This window comes from Micromonospora sp. AP08, assembly GCF_008085935.1.
GTDB lineage: Bacteria > Actinomycetota > Actinomycetes > Mycobacteriales > Micromonosporaceae > Micromonospora > Micromonospora chersina.
The window spans coordinates 18,772-37,055 of record NZ_VSEZ01000026.1 but is presented as its reverse complement, the minus strand read 5'-3'; the positions used below and the strand labels follow the sequence as shown (position 1 = coordinate 37,055).

The 18,284-nt window shown below is 76.9% G+C and carries 5 protein-coding genes; all 5 read right to left on the bottom strand.

The features are described from left to right. Window positions 1–22 precede the first annotated feature (22 nt). Genes FXF50_RS27820 through FXF50_RS27795 form a run of 5 tightly spaced genes read right to left on the bottom strand, consistent with a single transcriptional unit; the run spans window position 23 to window position 18,063 of the window. On the bottom strand, window positions 23–5,512 hold the full coding sequence (locus FXF50_RS27820; protein WP_148431892.1) for a type I polyketide synthase: 5,490 nt from the start codon (window positions 5,510–5,512) through the stop codon (window positions 23–25). Window positions 5,513–5,559: 47 nt separating this feature from the next. After that, the gene (locus FXF50_RS27815; RefSeq protein WP_148431891.1) at window positions 5,560–9,060 is read right to left on the bottom strand and encodes a non-ribosomal peptide synthetase; all 3,501 of its coding nucleotides are present in this window, start codon (window positions 9,058–9,060) and stop codon (window positions 5,560–5,562) included. Beyond that, a complete protein-coding gene (locus FXF50_RS27810; RefSeq protein WP_148431890.1) occupies window positions 9,057–11,360 on the bottom strand; it encodes a lantibiotic dehydratase in 2,304 nt (767 codons plus the stop codon). Before FXF50_RS27810 ends, FXF50_RS27815 begins: the two co-directional genes overlap by 4 nt. Continuing rightward, complete coding sequence (locus tag FXF50_RS27805) at window positions 11,357–14,611, bottom strand: thioesterase domain-containing protein (protein WP_255510227.1); 3,255 nt, start codon at window positions 14,609–14,611, stop codon at window positions 11,357–11,359. Before FXF50_RS27805 ends, FXF50_RS27810 begins: the two co-directional genes overlap by 4 nt. Next, window positions 14,608–18,063: an AMP-binding protein gene (locus FXF50_RS27795; RefSeq protein ID WP_255510226.1), complete on the bottom strand. Its 3,456-nt coding sequence runs from the start codon at window positions 18,061–18,063 to the stop codon at window positions 14,608–14,610. The genes FXF50_RS27805 and FXF50_RS27795 overlap by 4 nt, the downstream gene beginning before the upstream one ends. Between the last annotated feature and the right edge of the window lie 221 nt (window positions 18,064–18,284).

Here is an 18,284-nt window from a genome sequence, read left to right as displayed (position 1 = left end):
CGGTGTCTCCTGTTCTTCGTGGTCAGGCGCGGGGCAGCCGCGGGATGGCCGGGATCGCCGCCGGCGCGGCCGGTTCGTCGGTGGGCTGGTCGGCCCGCAGCTCCTCGATCCGGGCGGCCAGCCCGGCGACCGTGGGGGTCTCGAAGAGGCTGCGCATGGGCAGCCGCACCCCGGTGGCCTTGCGCATCGCGGCGATCAGCTGCACCGCGACCAGCGAGTTGCCGCCAAGGGCGAAGAAGTCGTCGTCCACGCCGACCTCGGTCACGCCGAGGCCGTCGCGCCACACCTGGGCGATGGTCTTCTCCAGCTCGGTGGAGGGGGCGGCCGAGCCGCCGCCCGCGCCGGTCGCCGCGGCGGCCGGGGCGTCGGTCTCCGCCTCCAGGCTGTCCGTGGTCACCCGGGCCGAGCGCCGCCGGATGTCGGCGACGGTGCGGGTGGTGATGACCACCTGCGCGCCCAGGCCGGCGGTGAGGCTGCGCCGGAACGCCTCCGCCCCGTCGACCGGCCGGATGTCCTCGGTGACCGGCGCCGGCGCGGCCTCGGCGGCGGCCGGGGTGTCGGCCAGGCCGCCGGTGACCGCGCCCTGGTCCACCTTGCGCAGCACGAAGTCGCTGATGGCGACCAGTTCCCGGCCGTCGGTGTCGCGCAGCGACAGGTCGGCCGCCACGACCTCCTCGGTGGCGCTGGGCCGGTGCCGCAGGTGGCTGTGGAAGCTCGCCGGCAGCGACCCCCGCACCACGATCCGGCCGTACGACAGCGGCAGGTAGGTGCCGGAGCCCTGGCCGCGGCCGAACGCGGTGGCCACGTCCAGCAGCGCCGGGTGCAGCCCCCACGACGGCAGGTCGCCGAGCGCGGCGGCGGGCGCCTCGACCCGGGCCAGCTCCTCCCCGTCCGCCAGGTGGTGCTCGGCCAGCGCGGCCCAGCGCGGCCCGAAGGTGAGCATGCTGGTGCGGCCCCGGCCGAACGAGGCGTCGTCGTCGACCCGGCGCCCCGCGACGGCGGCCGTGCCGGCCGGCGGGGCGGCCTCGGTGGTCCAGCCCGCGGCGCCGCGCACGTGGGTGCGGAGCTGACCGGCGGCCAGGCTGGCCACCGTGAAGTCCACCCCGTCCTCGGCCGGGGTCAGCTCGACCCGGTACTGGGCGACCGTGCCGTCCGGCACCGAGAACGGCTCCAGGAAGACCACGTCGCGCAGCTCCACGGCGGCGTCCGGCCCGGGCGCGGGCAGCGCGGCGGTCACCGCGGCCCGCACCGACTCCAGGTGGGCGGTGCCCGGCACCACCGGCACCCCGCCGATCCGGTGCTCGTCGAGCAGCCAGTGGGTGGCGGCGGAGACCAGGCCGTGCAGCACGGTGCCCTCCGGGCCGGCCACCTTCGTGGTGAGCACCGGGTGATCCACCGGGCTGGTGACGGCGTCCCGCCCGGCGGCCCGGAAGGCGGCCGGCGCGTTGGTCTCCACGGCCATGCCGACCTCGGCCCAGCCGCCCCAGTTCTGCGACACCACGGGGGCGCGGAAGCCGGCGCCGGAGCGCGCCCAGGCGTCCAGGAAGTTGTTCGCCGCGCAGTAGTCGACCTGGCCGAAGCCGCCGATCACCGCGGTGATCGAGGAGCAGAGGGCCACGAAGTCCAGCGGCAGGTCGCCGAAGACCTGGGCCAGGGCGAGGGTGCCGGCGAGCTTCGGGGCCAGCACCCGCTCGGCCTCGGCCCGCTCCTTGATCTCCGCCATGCCGCCGCCGGGCAGGCCGGCGGCGTGCACGATGCCGTCCAGCCCGCCGAACCGGGAGACCGCCGCCTCGCGTACGCGGCGGAGGTCGTCCGGGTCGGTGACGTCGGCGGCGAGCACCAGCACCTCGGCACCGGCCGCCTCCATCCGGCGGATCGCCGCGATGGCCCGACCGGCCCGGTCCGCGCCGCCGTGCACCGCCAGGTGCTCGTCCCAGCCGTCCCGCTCGGGCAGGCCGGAGCGGGCCAGCAGCACCAGCTTGGCGCGGGCCCGGCGGGCGAAGTCCTCGGCCAGGGTGACGCCGATGCCGCCGAGACCGCCGGTGATCAGGTAGCGGCCCGCCTCGCGCAGCACGCCCGGCTCGCCCTCGGCGTCCACGGTGACCTGCTCGTAGCCGGCCACCCAGCGCCGGTCGCGGCGCAGCGCCACCTCCGGGTGCTCCGGGTCGACCGGGGCGCGCAGCTCGGCTGCGAGCGCGGCGACCCCGCGCGCCGCGGCGTCCGCGTCGACCAACCGGACGGTGAGCCCGGGCAGCTCGACCGGGAGCACCCGGGCCAGGCCGGCCAGGGTGGCGTGCTCCGGCCGGACCAGGTCGTCGCCGCGGACGTCGCCGGTGCCGGCGGTGACCAGGTCGAGGCGGATGCCCTCCTCGTCGGCGGTCAGCCCGGCGCCGGCGAGCGCCTGCACCAGGTGCAGCGCGCTGAAGAAACCCCGGTCCTGGGCGGCCCAGGCGGCGGCGATGTCCGTGCCGGCCGGCTCCCCGTCGAGGGCGTACGCGTGCACGATCCGGCGGGGCAGGTCGGCGCCGAGCGCGGCGACCAGGGCCTCGTGGTCCTCGCGGACACCGGGGCGCAGGCGGAAGCCGGCGCCGGTGGCGGCGAAGGCGGTGCCGGCGCGTACCTCGACCGGGTCGTCGCCGGCGGCCCGCAGCGCGGCGACGAGCGCCTCGCCGCGCGGGCCGTCGGCCAGCACCAGGCACCGGCCCAGCGGGACGACGGTCCGCGCCGGGGCGGCCTGCCGCCACACCGGCACCGCGAACCACTCCGGCAGCGGCCGGGGCCCGGTCTCGACCGGCGCCGCCGCCTGCTCCACCGGGTCCGGCTCGACCCAGTAGCGGCGCCGTTCGAAGGGGTACGTGGGCAGCGGCACCCGCCGGGCGTCGGGGTCGACGGCCAGGGTGACCGGCACCCCGGCGCACCAGAGCGCCCCGGCGCTGCCGAGCAGGGTGGCCAGGTCGCCGGCCGGTTCGCCCGGGCCGGGCAGGCTGCCCAGCGGGGTCAGCTTCCGCTGCGCCTCGGACGCCTTGGCGACCTGCATCCGGGCCAGGTTGGCGAGCTGGCGGCCCGGGCCGCACTCGACGAGCGCCCAGGTGCCCTCGGCGAGCAGCGTGGCCACGCAGGCGCCGAAGCGGACCGGCCGGCGCAGGTGCGCGGCCCAGTACGCCGGGTCGGTGGCCTCCGCCTCGGTGATCCAGGTGCCGGTCACGTTGGACAGGAACGGCACGGCCGGCGGGCGCAGCGGCACGCTCGCCATCAGCGCGGTGAACTCGTCGAGGATCGGGTCCATCATCGGCGAGTGGAAGGCGTGCGAGGTGCGCAGCAGCTTGGACTTGTTCTTGCCGCCCAGGCTCGCCGCGAACTCCTCGACCAGCGCGGTCTCGCCGGCCACCACGCAGGTGCCCGGGCCGTTGACGGTGGCCACCGAGAGCCCGGCGGGCAGCCGGTCGGCGACGGCCGACTCGTCCAGCGTCACGGCGAGCATCGAGCCGGCCGGCAGTGAGTGCATGAGCCGGCCCCGGGCGGCGACCACCCGCAGCGCGTCGGGGAGCGTGAGCACGCCGGCCACGGTGGCGGCGACGTACTCGCCGATGGAGTGGCCGAGCATCGCGGCCGGGGCGACCCCGGCGCGCTGCCAGGCGGTGGCGAGGGCGTACTCGACGGTGAACAGGGCGGGCTGGGTGTAGCGGGTCTGGGTGAGCTTCTCCCCCGCCTCCGGGTCGCGGCCGAGGATCAGGTCCCGGATGTCCAGGCCCAGCTCGGGGCGGAGCAGTTCGGCGCACTCGTCCACGGTGGCCGCGAAGGCCGGGTCCTCGGCGTAGAGCTCGGCGCCCATGCCGGCGTACTGGGAGCCCTGGCCGCTGAACAGGAAGGCCACCCGCGGGGCGGGACCGTCGACGGCGCCCCGGTGCCCCTTGCGCCTGTCCCGCAGGGCGGCCGCGACCGTCGGCAGGTCGGTGGCGACCACGGCGGCGCGGTGCGCGTACTGCTGGCGGCCGACCCGGAGGGTGTGCGCGACGTCGGCGAGCAGTCCCGCGCCGCCTCCGGCGGCGCCACACAGTGCGGCGCCGCCTCCGCTGCCATTTTCCAGGTGGTCGGCCAGCCGCTTGACCGCGGCGTCCAGGGCGGTCGGGGTCTTCGCCGAGACCTGGAGCAGGTGCGCCGGGCGGACCCGCCGCTCGGTCCGGTACGCCGCCGGCGCCTCCTCCAGCACCACGTGCGCGTTGGTGCCGCCGATGCCGAACGAGCTGACCCCGGCCCGCCGCGGCCCGCCGTCGGTGTCCCACTTGGTCAGCGTGTTCGCCACGTAGAACGGGGTGTCGGCGAAGTCGATGGCCGGGTTCGCGGTCTCGTAGTTGACGGTCGGCGGGATGAGGCCGTGCTCCATGGCGAGCACCGTCTTGATCACGCTGACGATGCCGGAGGGCTGGCTGAGGTGGCCGATGTTGGACTTCACCGAGCCGATGCCGCACCAGCCCCGGTCGTCGGTGTCCTTCGTGTACACCGCGGAGAGGGCGGCGACCTCGATGGGGTCGCCCAGCGCCGTGCCCGTGCCGTGCGCCTCGACGTAGCTGATGGTGCGCGGGTCGACGCCGGCCAGGCCGACCGCCTGGGCGACCGCCTCCATCTGCCCGTCGATGCTGGGGGCGGTGAAGCCGACCTTGCCGGCGCCGTCGTTGTTGATGGCGTTGCCGAGCACCACGGCGCGGATGGCGTCGCCGTCGGCGATCGCGTCGGAGAGGCGCTTGAGCAGGGTCACCCCGACGCCGCTGCCCCAGACCGTGCCGTTGGCGCCGGCGTCGAACGGGCGGCACCGCCCGTCCGGCGAGGTGAAGCCGTCCATGCCGAGGTAGCCGACGTGCGGCAGCTCGATGTTCACGCCACCGGCCAGGGCCATGTCGCACTCGCCGTTGCGCAGCGCCTCGCAGGCCAGGTGGAACGCCACCAGCGAGGTGGAGCAGGCGGTGTGCACGGTGAGGCTGGGCCCGCGCAGGTCGAGCCGGTAGGAGACGTTGGTGGTCACGTAGTTCGGCGAGTTGCCGGTGGCCAGGGAGACCGCGCCGTGCGGGCTGCCGCCGACCCGCTTGTTGCGCAGCACGTTGCGGTGCAGGTACGTGTTGCCGCCGGTGCCGGCGTAGACGCCGACCGCGCCGTCGTAGCGGGCCGGGTCGTAGCCGGCGTCCTGGAGCGCGGTGTAGCAGCTCTCCAGGAAGAGGCGGTGCTGCGGATCGGTGATCTCGGCCTCGCGGGCGGTCATCCCGAACAGGCCGGCGTCGAACTCGTCGTAGCCGTCGACCAGCGGGGCCCGGCTCACCCAGCTCGGGTCGTCGACCTCCTCGGGGGTGGCGCCACGGGCGAGCTGCTCCTCGCGGGTCAGCTCGGTCACCGACTCGACGCCGTCGATCAGGTTCTGCCAGAACTCGTCGACGTCGGCCGCGCCGGGCAGGCGGGCGGCGAGCCCGACGATCGCGATGGGTTCGATGCCGTCGTCGGTGGAGGGAAAGTCGTTCTGCATCGGGGTTGTCCTTAGCTCACGCGGTACGTCGGGGAGGGGTTGCGGCGTCATGGCTGGTTCGGTCGTCGGGGTGGGGTACGGCGGGCGCGCCCCCGCCGGGCGGCGGCCCGCAGCGCGGCGCGGGCCAGTTCCGGCCGGTCGGCGGCGCCGTCGAGGCTGGCGGCGAGGGCCCGCACGGTCGGGTGGCGGAACAGGTCGAGCATGGTGAGGGAGCGGCCGGTGGCCTCGGTGAGCCGGGCGTGCACCGCGGCGAGCGCCATCGAGTGGCCGCCGATGTCGAAGAAGTTGTCGGCGACACCGACCCGGTCCCGGCCGAGCACCTCCCGCCAGATGCCGGCGATCAGCTCCTCGGTGGCGGTGAGCGCGTCCGGCCCGGTGGGCAGCGCGGCCCGGGCCGGCTCGGCGGCGGCCACGGTCATGGCGCCCAGCGCCGGCACCCGTACCGCCGGCCGGGGCAGCTCGGGGGCGACCTGCTCGGCGGGGGCGTCCGGGTCGGCCGCGAGGGCGCCGACCAGGGCGGCCAGGTCGGCCAGGAGCGCCTCGATCCGGTCCGCGTCGAACAGGTCCGGGTTGTGCACCACCTCGACGCCGGCCCGGCCGTCCCGTTCCACCACGTAGACGGTGATGTCGAAGGGCGAACCGGGCTTCGGCACGGGCACCGGCTCGACGGCCAGGCCGGTCAGCGCCAGCCGGGGCGGGACGAAGTTGAGCACGTTGAACAGCACCTGCACGAGCGGGGCGCGGGAGGTGTCCCGGCCGACGCCGAGCGCCTCGACGATCCGTTCCAGCGGGGCGCCGGGGTGCTCGGTGACCGCGTGCAGCTCGGCGGCGCACCGGTCGACCAGCGCGGCGAAGGTCGCCCCGCCGGTGCGGACCCGCACCGGCACGGTGTCGATGAAGAAGCCGATGACGTCGTCGAAGGCGGCCAGCCGCCGGTCGGCGACGATCGCGCCGAGCACGTGGTCGTCGCCGCCGGTGAGCCGGCGCAGCAGCTCGCCGAAGCCGGCCAGCAGCACGGCCGCCACGGTGGTGCCACGCCGGGCGGCCAGCTCGCGCACGGCCCGGTCGGCCGCCTCGGTGAGCCGCACCGCGGCCTCGACGCCGGCGTAGGTCTGCACGGCCGGGCGGGGCCGGTCCCGGGGCAGGTCCAGCACGGTCGGCGCGCCGGCCAGGTGGTCGGTCCACCAGGCCAGGTCGTCGGCGCCCCGGCGACGGTCCCGCTCGGCCCGCCAGACCGCGTAGTCGGCGTAGCCGGCGGGCAGCGGCGGCCGGGCCGGCGGCTCACCGGCGACCGCCCGGGCGTACGCGCCGGCCAGCTCGTCGTAGAGCAGCGCCTCGGACCAGCCGTCGAAGACCGCGTGGTGCACGGTGAGGGCGAGCACGTGGGTGTCGGCGGCCAGCCGGTAGACGGTCACCTGCCAGGGCGGCCCGGTGGCCAGGTCGAAGGAGTGCCCGGCGCCGGCCGCGAGCATGCCGGCCAGCTCCGCCTCGGCGTCAGCGGCGCCGGTCAGGTCGACCACCGGCACGGCCACGTCGGTCGGTTCCTCGCGGACCGCGTACGGCACCCCGCCGGTCTGCGGGATCCGCCAGCGCAGCACGTCGTGCCGCTCGGCCACGGCGCGCAGCGCGGCGCCCAGCGCGGCGGTGTCCAGCGGCCCGTGGAGCCGGTGCGCCACGGCGATGTTGTAGGGGGCGCTGGACGGGGCGAGCTGGTCCATGAACCAGAGTCGCCGCTGCGGCGGGGAGAGCGTGGGCGGGTTGCCGGTGGTCAGCCCGTCGCCGTCGGCGGGGGCGGCGGCGCGTACCCGGTCGACCAGCGCGGCGAACGTGCGGTCGGTGAACAGCACCCGGGTGTCGACCCGCCGGCCCAGCTCGGCGCGGAGCGCGGCGACCAGCCGCATGGCCGCGATGGAGTTGCCGCCGGCGGCCAGGAAGTCGCTGTCCGGGCCGGGGACGGCGCCGAGCAGCCGGGTCCAGAGCCGCCGGACCGCCGCCTCGACCGGGTCGCCGGCGTCGACCTCGTCCCCCGCTTGCGGGGCGGCCGCGGCGAGTGCGCGCAGCGCCGGACGGTCCAGCTTGCCGCTGGTCGGGCTGACGGGCAGCGCGGCCAGCCGCACCGTCCGGGCCGGCAGCATCGCGGCGGTCAGCCGGGGCCCGGCGTACGCCCGCAGCGTCTCGTCGTCGGGCGCGTCGGCGGGGGTGAGGAAGGCGACCAGCTCGGTGCCGGCCGGCCCGGTCACGGCCTCCACGGCGACCCGGTCGACGCCGGGGTGCCCGGCCAGCACGGCCTCGACCTCGCCCAGCTCGATGCGCTGGCCGCGCACCTTGACCTGCCGGTCGGCCCGGCCCAGGTAGACGATCCGGCCGTCGGGCGCCTGACGGACCAGGTCGCCGGTGCGGTACAGCCGCTCGCCGGGCCGGTCGCCGATCGGGTCGGGGACGAACCGTTCGGCGGTCAGCCCGGGCCGGTTGAGGTAGCCGTCGGCCAGCCCGGGGCCGCCGATGAGCAGCTCCCCGGTCTCCCCCGGCGGCACCGGGCGCAGCTCGGCGTCCACCACGTACGCCCGGTGGTTGGGCAGGGGGCGGCCGATCGGCACCGGGTCGGTGTCGGCGGCGGTGAGGTCGCCGCTGACCGCCAGCACGGTGGTCTCGGTGGGGCCGTAGCCGTTGAGGAAGCGCCGGCCGGGGGCCCAGCGGGCGACCAGTTCGGCGGGGACCGCCTCGCCCCCGCAGAGCAGCACCCGCCAGGACGGCAGCTCCGCCGGGTCGAGCAGGGCGAGCACTGTGGGGGTGATGAAGCCCCAGGTCACCTCGTGCGCGGCGACGAACCGGGCCAGCCGGACGGGGTCGGCCCGGTCGTCGGCGCCGAGCAGTTGCACCGCGCCGCCCAGCAGCAGCGGCACGAACAGGTCCATGGTGGCCGCGTCGAAGCCGAGCGAGGCGATGCCGAGGCTGCGCACCGAGGCGTCGGCGCCGGTCAGCGCGGTGACGCCGGTGACGAACTCGACGGCGTTGCGGTGGGTGGTGAGCACGCCCTTGGGCCGGCCCGTGGAGCCGGAGGTGAACAGCACGTGCGCCGGGTCGCCGGGGCGGGCCGCGCAGGGGACCAGGGGGGCCGGGCCGGGCAGCCCGACCGTCTCGACGCCGGGTTCGTCGCCGAACTCGGCCGCCGCGGCGTCACCGGCCACCACCCGGATCCCGGCGTCGCGGGCGATCTCGCGCAGCCGCTCGCGGGGGCCGCCCGGCTCCAGCGGCACGTACGCGGCGCCGGCCAGCAGCACGCCGAGCACGGTGACCACCAGGTCGGGGGTGCGCGCCCCGCAGACCCCGACGCGGTCGCCGGGGCCGGTCCCGCGCTCGCGCAGCGCGGCGGCGAGTCCGGCGGCCCGGTCGACGAGCTGCCGGTAGGTCAGCCGGGTGTCCCACTGGCGTACCGCCACCGCGTCGGGGGTGCGGGCGGCCTGCGCGGCGATCAGGTCGGCCAGGGTCGCGTCGGGCCAGGGCAGGTCCGCCCCGTACGCGGCGCTGGCGGTCATCAGGTCGCTCACCCGTGGTCTCCCCGGTGCTCGGTCGGGTCGGTGATCTGGAGGCGCAGTTCGCTGACGTAGCCGCGGCCCTGCGCGTCGGTGACCCAGGACCGGTCGGGCGCGGGCAGCAGCTCGGAGACCACGATGGGCACGTCCGGGCTGGTCCGGTGGGCGGCGTCCACCATGGCGCAGAGCGACTGCGCGTAGAGCGGGCCGGTCAGGTCGACGTAGCAGGGCTTGATCTCGATGCCCACCTTGACGAACACCCGCTCGGGCAGCCCGGCGGCCGCCCGCCAGCGGCGGACGGCGAGGTAGCGGGCCGTCTCGTCGGTGTGCCCGGCCAGGCCGCAGCCGCCCGCCGTGCTCCGCCAGGTGCGGCGGGCCACCACCAGCCGGTCGATGGTGATCCGGGGCGTGTGCGGGGCCGGGTCGAGCAGCTTGAAGGCGTCGATGAGCAGCGAGTCGAGCAGGCTGGCGAAGACCTCCATGAGCGACCAGCGCCCGCCGTCGGGGAAGACCGCGACGAGCTGGCCGGCGACGACCTCCACGGTGACCGCGGTGGCCGGCACCAGCTGGTCCGGGTCCGCGCCGTGGGCGCTGTCGATGCCGAGCTGGCGGTCCGCGGGCCCGGTCAGCCCGTACGTGGTGCGGGTGGTCCGGCGCGGGTAGCTGTCCGGCCACAGCAGCCGCAGCCGGGCGGGGCCGAGGTCGGCGTCGCCGGCGGCCCGCAGCGCGGCCGGGTCGTGGTGGAACGGGGCGAACACGGCGCTGTCGTAGGCGACGTGGGCCGGGTGCAGCTCGCCGAGCACGAGCAGGAACTCGCCAAGCCGGATCGCCTCCGGTGAGGCGGCGCTCAGCTGGACGTCCGGGTTGTGCAGCCGGGCCGACGGCCAGCCGGGGCGATCGGCGGGAAAGAGCTGCCGGACCCGCTCGGCCAGGTCGTCGGCGCGCAGCAGCAGCTCCGCCTGGTCGGGGGGCAGGTCGCGCAGGCCGAACAGCTCCGCCCACCGCTCGGTCAGGGCGGCGCCGGCCCGGCCGATGGGGCCGTCGGGTGAGACAAGCGCGCCCTGGGCCAGCGACCAGAGGTCGGCCAGCCGCACCGGGCCGTCGGCGGCCAGCTCGTCGTGCAGCTCGGCGAAGAGCTCGGCGCACCGGGTGGCGACCTCCCCGGTGAACCACCGGGCGGTCCGCAGCACCAGCGCCAGCGGGCCGGCCAGCGCGTCCAGGACGGCCGAGCCGACCGTGAACTCCAGGTCCCGGGCGGTCTCCTCGTAGCAGACGGTGCGGCCCACGTACATCTGGCCGCTCTGCCGGGTGGCCGGCCGGCCGGTCACCGCCGTGAACTCGGTGTTCAGGGCGGCCAGGGCGGCGCCGAGCCGGTCCGGGTCGCCGGCGGCGGCGGCCACCGCGTCCCGGGCCGCGCGGAGCCGGTCGAAGCCGGCCGCCACCTCGGCCCGGACGCCCTCGTCACCGATGAGCCCGATCCGCTCGACGAGGACCCGCTCGGCGTCGGGGCTGACCGGCAGGTTGGCGCCCCAGATGAGCTGGCCGCGGTCGACCCACCGGTCGAGCAGCAGGTAGACGTCGTCGACGCCGTGCACCTCGCCGTCGGCGTGCATCCGCTCCGCCAGGTCGATGGCGGGCGTCCGCCCGTCGCAGGCGGCGAGCAGCCGGGCCTCGGTCGGGGTCAGCGCGATCGGCGGGTGCAGCGGCCAGCGCAGCCGGCGCCCCTCGACGGTCAGGTGCGGTTGCAGCGCGGGCGCCCACCAGCGGCGCACCGCCAGGTCGTCACCCAGCCGGTCGGCGTACGCGATGAGCGCCCACGCCTCGAAGAACACCTGCCGCCGGTGGACCAGCGACGGGCCCGGCGACAGCCGGACACCCGGCTCCGCCGGATCGAAGGTCCCCCAGCAGACCGGCCCGAAGAAGCCGATGGTCTCCGCCTTGCCGCAGTAGCGCTGCCAGTAGCGCAGCAGGCTCAGTTCCCGCTTGCGCCGGCGGACGTTGCGCACCTCGGGATCGGTGCGCAGCAGGCCGTCGAGCGCCACGAGCATGTCCGGGTTCTGCCAGGTGACCGCCTCGCGCAGCAGCGGGTCGGCGGCGAGCTCGTTCACCACGGCGGACGACTCGGCGAACGCCTCGCGCAGCACCTTGTCGAGCAGTTCCGGGACGCTCGCGCCGGTGAGCACCGCGTCGGCGACGGCGGCGGCCTCCGGCGCGGCGAACCGGTCGAGGCCCGCCGCCGGGAACCCGGCGGTGCGCAACACCACCTCCCGCCAGACCGACCAGCCGGTCTCCCCGAGTGGCAGCAGGTGGCTCATCGGTGCTCCGTTCCCCGGGTGTCCACGAGGTGCAGGCGCAGCTCGCTGAAGTAGCGGCGGCCCGCGCCGTCGGGCACCCACGCCTGGTCGGTGGTGGGCAGCATCTCGCTGACGGTGAGCGAGACGCCCTCGCCGCCGTCGAGCCGGGCGGCCCGGACCATGGCGCAGAACATGTTGGCGAAGGCCGGGCTGGCCAGGTCCACGAAGCACGGCTTGGTCTCGGTGCCGAGCTTCACGTAGACCTGCTCGGGCAGGCCCAGCCGGCGCCGCCAGTCGCGGACGGCCAGGAAGCGGCGCCGCTCGCCGGTGGCCGTGGCCAGGCCGCTCTCCCCCACCGTGGTCCGCCAGGTCTGCCGCGCCACCACCAGCCGATCGAGCGTGATCCGGGGCGTGTACGGCGCGGCGGCGACCAGCTTGAAGCCGTCCACCGCGTGCGCGCTCAGCAGCTCCGCGAAGACCTCGGTGAGGGGCCAACGCTGCCCGTCGGAGGCGGTGGCCACGAGCCGGCCGTCGACCTCGGTGACGGTGAGGTCCACGGTGGGCAGCACCCGGGCCGGCTCCGCGCCCGGCGCGTCCTGGAAGGCCAGGTGCCGGTCCGTGGGCCCGGTCAGCGACTCGGCGGTACGGCTGGTCCGGCGCGGCCATTCGGCCGGGAAGAGCAGCCGGACCCGCCGCTCGCCCATGTCCTCGGCCAGCGCGGCGCGCAGCCGCTCCACCTCGGGGTGGGAGGGGGTGAAGACCGCGCAGTCGAACGAGGACCAGGCGGCGTGCAGCTCGCCGAGCACGACGGTGTACTCACCCCGGGCCAGCGCCGCCGCGTCGGTGGCGCAGATCTGCAGGTCGGGGCTGTGCATCACGGCGTTGGACCAGGTCGGCCGGGCGCCGGGGAAGGCCCCGTCGACCCGGTCGGACAGGTCGGCCGCCCGCAGCCGTACGTCGGTGGTGCCGGGCGGCAGCGCGTCCAGCCCGAACAGCCCGGCCCAGCGGGCGGCGAAGTCGGCCGCGACCGCGTCGACCGGACGCTCGCCCCCGCCCCAGAACAGGCCCTGGGCCAGGAACCACAGGTCCGCCAGGGCCACCGGGCCGGCGCCGGCCTCGGCGCGCAGCTCCTCGTAGAGCCCGCGGAACACCTCGTCGTACGCCTCGGCCAGGGCGTTGCCCAGCCATCGGGCGGCCCGCAGCAGCACGTCCAGCGGGGCGGCCAGCTCGGCCAGCAGCGGCGCGCCGAAGACCACGTCCAGGTCGCGGGCGCTGTCCTCGTAGCAGATGGTGCGGCCGGCGTACATCTGGCCGGCGCGGCGCACGGCGGGGACGCCGGTCAGCTCGGTGAAGGTGGCGTCGAGGGCGTCCAGGGCGGCTCGCAGCCGCAACGGGTCGCCGGCCGACTCGGCCACCGCGTCCCGGGCGGCGCGCAGCCGGTCGAACCCGCCCCGGGCGGCGCTCCGGGCGGCCTCGTCGCCGATCGCCTCGATCCGGTCGGCCAGCACCGCCTCGGCGTCGGGGCTGACCGGCAGCGCGGCGTCCCAGCTGACCAGTTCCCGCTCGACCAGCCGGTCGAGCAGGGCGTACCCGTCCTCGGGGCGGCGCAGCCCGATGGCCGGGTCGGCCACCAGGTCGGCGGCGCAGCGGCGGCCGTCGGCGGCGGCCAGCAGCGCCGCCTCCACCGGGTTCAGCGTGAGCGGGGGCCGGCCGGGGCGCAGCACGGTCCGGTCCCGGACCGCGAGGTGCGGGCGCAGCACCGGCGGCCACCACCGGCGGACGGTCAGGTCGGCGCCGACCCGCTGGGCGTACGCCGTGAGCGCCCAGGACTCGAACCAGACCCAGCGCCGGCGGGTGAGCCGCTCGCCGGGGCGGATCCGGACGGTCTCCGGCTGGGCGGGGTCGACGGTCACCCAGCAGCTCGGGCCGAAGAAGCCGACCGTCTCGTTCTTGCCGCAGTAGCGCTGCCAGTACTTGAGCAGCGCCCGCTCCCGGTCCCGCCGACGCACGTTGCGGGCCGCGTCGGCCCCGCCGCGGGCCAGCCCGTCCAACGCGACCAGGGCGCCCCGGTTCTGCCAGGTGACCGCCTCGCGCAGCAGCGGGTCGGCGGCCAGCTCGCTCAGCCGCTCGGCGGCGCCGCGGACCGCCTCGTCGAACTCCTTGTCGAACCGGTCCTCGCCGGCGCCGGTGGCCAGCAGCTCGTCGGCCGCCGCGGCGGCCCGGGGCGCGGTGAACAGGTCCAGGCCGTCGGCCGGGAAACCGGTGGTCCGCAGGATGGCGTCGCGCCACACCGACCAGGCGGTGTCGCCGAGCGGCACCCGGTGCGCGCCGCCTGCGGTCCCGCCACCGGCGGCGCGCACCGAAAAACTGTGCGCGACCGACCCGTCGACGGGGGCGGTCCCGCGACCGGCGGCGCGCACCGGGAAACTGTGCGCGACCGACCCGTCGACGGGGGCGGTCCCGCCACCGGCGGCGCGCACCGGGAGACTCTGCGCGACCGGGCCGCCGGCGCCGGTGGTCTCGGCCTCGGTGCTCCTCGCGCCGAGCGCCCCGGTCAGGTCGGCGCGGACGAGGGCGAGCAGTTCGGGGAGCTGGTCGTGCAGGAAGAAGTGGCCGCCGGCCAGCTCGTGCAGGGTGAACCCGGCGGCGGTGTGTTCGGCCCAGGCGGCGTTCTGCTCGCGGGTCACCGCCCGGTCGTCCCGGCCGCTGAACGCGACGATGGGCACCGGCAGCGGCTCGCCGGACACGTACCGGTAGCCGTCCACCCGACCGAAGTCGGCCCGCAGCAGCGGCAGCAGCAGCTCCACCAGCTCCGGGTGCGCGAACAGCTCGGCGGGGAGGCCGCCGCCGTCGGCGAGGCGGCGCAGCAGCTCCTCGTCGTCGGCGCGGGACAGCCCGTCGAACAGGCCGGGCGCGGCGACGTGCGGGGCGCGGGCGCCGCCGACGTAGAGCCGCAGCGGCAGCGGGCGGCCGGTCCGGCGCAGCTCGCGGACCACCTCGAAGCCGAGCCGGCCGCCCATCGAGTGGCCGTAGAGGGCGTAGGGGCGGTCGGCCCGGGCGGCGATCGCCTCGGCCACCTCGGCGACGTCGAAGCGCGGATCCTCGTTGATCCGGTTCTCCCGGCCGGGCAGCTGCACCGGGAGCACCTCGACGTCCGGACCGATCCCCTCCTGCCAGCGCCGGAACGCGCTCGCGCCGGCGCCGGCGTAGGGCAGGCAGAACAACCGCACCGGAGCCTGGGGTCGGCTTCCGGCGGAGACGAACCAGTTCACCGCGGACCTTTCTGCACGGGGTCGATCCAGTACCGCTGGCGCTGGAACGGGTAGGTGGGCAGGCCGGTGCGCCGGACCATGCCCTCGGGGTGCAGGGCGTCCCAGTCGACGTCCCGCCCGGCGACCCAGTCGGCCGCCAGCTCGCGCAGCGGGCCACCCTCGCCCGCGACCCGGGCGTCGGTGTCGAGCAGCGCGTCCAGGCCGGCCAGCGCGCCGGGCAGGTCCGCGGCGACCACCGCGGCCCGGTGGGCGAAGGCCCGCCGGCCGAGCGCCAGCGTGGCGGCCACCTCGGGCAGCGCCGGGGCGTCGCCGCCGAGGTGGGCCCGCAGCCGGGCCAGCGCGGCCCGCAGCGCCGCCGGGGTACGCGCCGACACCGGCAGCAGCCACGGCCCGTCACCGGGCGGGTCGGCCGGGTCGGCCGGCGGCGGCTGCTCCACCACGACGTGCGCGTTGGTGCCGCCGAGGCCGAAGGCGCTGACCCCGGCCACCCGGCGCGGCCCCTCGGGCCAGTCCCGCGCCTTGGTGGGCACGTAGAACGGGCCGGCCGACAGGTCGATCTCCGGGTGCGGGCGGGTGAAGTGCAGGTTCGGCGGGATCACCCCGTGCCGCACGGCGAGCACCGCCTTGATCAGCCCGGCGATGCCGGCGGCGGCGTCGAGGTGGCCGATGTTGGTCTTCACCGAGCCGAGCGCACAGGTCTCGGCGGGCGCGGCGCCCGCGTACACCTCGTGCAGCGCCGCGACCTCGATGGCGTCGCCGAGCGGCGTGCCGCTGCCGTGCCCCTCGACCAGGCCGACCTCGCCGGGGGCGACCTCGGCGGTGGCCAGCGCGTTGGCCACGGCGGCGGCCTGGCCGGCCGGCCCGGGCACGGCGAAGCCCGCCCGGTCGGCGCCGTCGTTGGTGACCGCCCAGCCGGGCAGGACGGCGTAGATCCGGTCGCCGTCGGCCTGCGCGTCGGCGAGCCGGCGCAGCGCGAGCACCCCGACCCCGGAGCCGAAGCCGGAGCCGTTGGCGCCCTCGTCGAAGGCGCGGCACCGCCCGTCCGGGGAGGCCAGCCCGCCGAGGGTGTGCCGGTGCCGGGGCCAGGTGACGGTCACCCCGCCGGCCAGCGCGAGGTCGCACTGGTAGTCGGCGAGGCTCTGCGCGGCGAGGCAGACCGCGACCAGCGAGCTGGAGCAGGCGGACTGCACGGCCAGGGCCGGCCCGGTGAGCCCGAACCGGTAGGCGACCTGACCGGGCAGGTGGTCGGTGAACTGCCGGCCGATCAGCCGGGCCTCCCAGTCGTCCGGGTCGACGTCGCCGACCACGGCCGGGTTGTCCATGAGGTGGAACAGGAAGTACCGGTTGGCGGAGGTGGCCGAGTAGACGCCGACCAGACCGGGGAAGCGGTCCGGGTCGTGCCCGGCGTCCTCCAGGGCCTCCCAGGCGGTCTCCAGGAAGAGCCGGTGCTGCGGGTCGGTCCGGGCGGCCTCGTCGGCGCCGAACGAGAAGAACCCGGCGTCGAAGTCGGCCACCCCGTCGAGCCGGCCGACGGCCCGCACGTGCCGGGGGTCCGCGCGCAGCCCCGGCCCGACGCCGAGGGCGGCCAGCTCCTCGTCGGTGTGCTCGTGGATGGAGTCCACGCCGGTGCACAGGTTCCACCAGAAGGTGGCCACGTCCGGCGCGCCGGGGAAGCGGCCGGCGAGGCCCACCACGGCGATCTCGTCGCCGGTGTACTCGCGGGCCGCGGCGGCGGGCGCGGCCGGCGCGGGCAGCACGGGGGCGCGGACCGCGTCGGGCGGGGCGTCGAGCAGCGCCGCCTGGGCGGCCACCGTGGGGTGGTCGAAGAGGCGCAGCAGGGGCAGGCGCACGCCGAACCGCTCGGCGAGCCGCTGCTGCACCTGGCCCAGCAGCAGGGACTGCCCGCCGACGTCGAAGAAGCTGTCGGTGCGGCCGACCGTCGGGCGGCCGAGCACGGCGCACCAGATGTCGTGCACGGCCCGTTCGGTGGCGGTGGCGGGCGCCTCCCCGGCGGGCGCCTCGGCCGCCGGGTCGGGCAGCGCCCGCTCGTCGACCTTGCCGGTGACGGTGAGCGGGAACTCGTCGAGCAGCACGACCGCGCGGGGCAGCGCGTACGCGGGGAGCGCGGCGGCGAGCGCGGCGCGCAGCGCGGCCGGGTCGGGCCGGTCGGCGGCCGGGCGGGCGTACGCCAGCAGCTCGCCGTCGCGGGCGATGGCGCGTACCCCGGCCACGCCGGGCTGGGCCGCGAGCACGGCCTCGATCTCGGTCAGCTCGACCCGGTGCCCGCGCACCTTGACCTGCCGGTCGAGCCGGCCGAGGCAGACCAGCTCGCCGCCGGGCAGCCGCCGGCCGAGGTCACCGGTGCGGTACGACCGCACCCCGTCGGCGTCCACGCTGAACCGGTCGCTGGCCTGGTTGAGGTAGCCGGGGGCGAGGTGCCGGCTGCGGACCACCAGCTCGCCGGTGTCCGGGGCGAGGTCCACCCGGTAGCCGGGGAACGCGGCGCCGATCGGCAGCGGGCCGGTGGCGGTCGGATCCACGGTGGACAGCGGCAGCGCGTGCCGGGTCGCGAAGGTCATCTCGGTGGCGCCGTAGCCGTTGACCAGCACGCAGCCGGGGGCGAACCGGTCCCGGCCGCGGTTCGCGTCGGCGTACGTGGCCTGCTCGCCGCCGAGCAGCACCACCCGGACCGCGTCGAGCCGCCGGTCGCCGAGGGTGTCCAGCAGGTAGCGGTAGACGGTGGGCGTGCAGTGCAGCACGGTGGCCCGGTGCCGGTCGAGCTGCTCGACGGCGTGGGCGAGGCCCTGCCGGCGCAGGTCGACCGGGACCACGGCGGCGCCGGTGAGCAGCGCCGGGTAGAGGTCGGGGATGGCGGCGTCGAAGCTGAACGAGGCCAGCAGGCTGAGCCGGTCGGCCGGGCCGATCGCGAGCGCGTCGATCTGGTTGTCGACCACGTGCGCCAGGTTGCGGTGGGTCTGCCCGACCGCCTTGGGCACGCCGGTGGAGCCCGAGGTGAACAGCACGTACGCCAGCGCGTCGGGGTCGACCGGGACGGGCCGCAGCGGGGCGGGCGGCACCTGGTCGAGCGGCACCACGGTCCGCCCGTCGGCGAGTGCCCGGGCCAGCTCGCGGTGCTCGGCGGCGCAGGCGACGGCGGTCACCCCGGCGGCGGCCAGCATGTGGCGCAGCCGGTCGACCGGGAAGCCCGGGTCCAGCGGCACGTACGCGCATCCGGCGGCCAGGGCGCCGAGCAGCGCCGCGACGGTCGGTGCGCCGTGGGCGGTGAGCAGGGCGACGCGGTCGCCGGGTCGGACGCCGGCGGCGACGAGCGCGGCCGCGTGCCCCCCGGCCGCACCGGCCAACTCGGCGTAACCGACCTCGTGGGTCTCACCGAGCAGAGCCGGACGTTCACCGTGATGCGCCGCGACCTCGCCGAAACGATTGATGATCATCGGCTGTGCCATGTCAGCGGGCTGCTGTTTCCCCGTGGACGGCAGGCGCGCAGCGTTCGGTGACTGTGATCATGATCCCCCCCAGGACTTCACACTGGAGGCAGAATAAAGCTCGATGTCTCGATGGGGAGGGCATCGATACAGGTCGAGCCGAAGGGATGACGGCACGTGGAACCCCGGACGAAGGAATCCGGCCGATCGACCCCCTAGCGCGTAGACGA

Bases quoted from the DNA above. Each gene is read 5' to 3' on its own strand.
- FXF50_RS27820 (WP_148431892.1), bottom strand. From the start codon at position 5,512: ATGCAGAACGACTTTCCCTCCACCGACGACGGCATCGAACCCATCGCG.
- FXF50_RS27810 (WP_148431890.1), bottom strand. From the start codon at position 11,360: ATGAGCCACCTGCTGCCACTCGGGGAGACCGGCTGGTCGGTCTGGCGG.
- FXF50_RS27795 (WP_255510226.1), bottom strand. From the start codon at position 18,063: ATGATCATCAATCGTTTCGGCGAGGTCGCGGCGCATCACGGTGAACGT.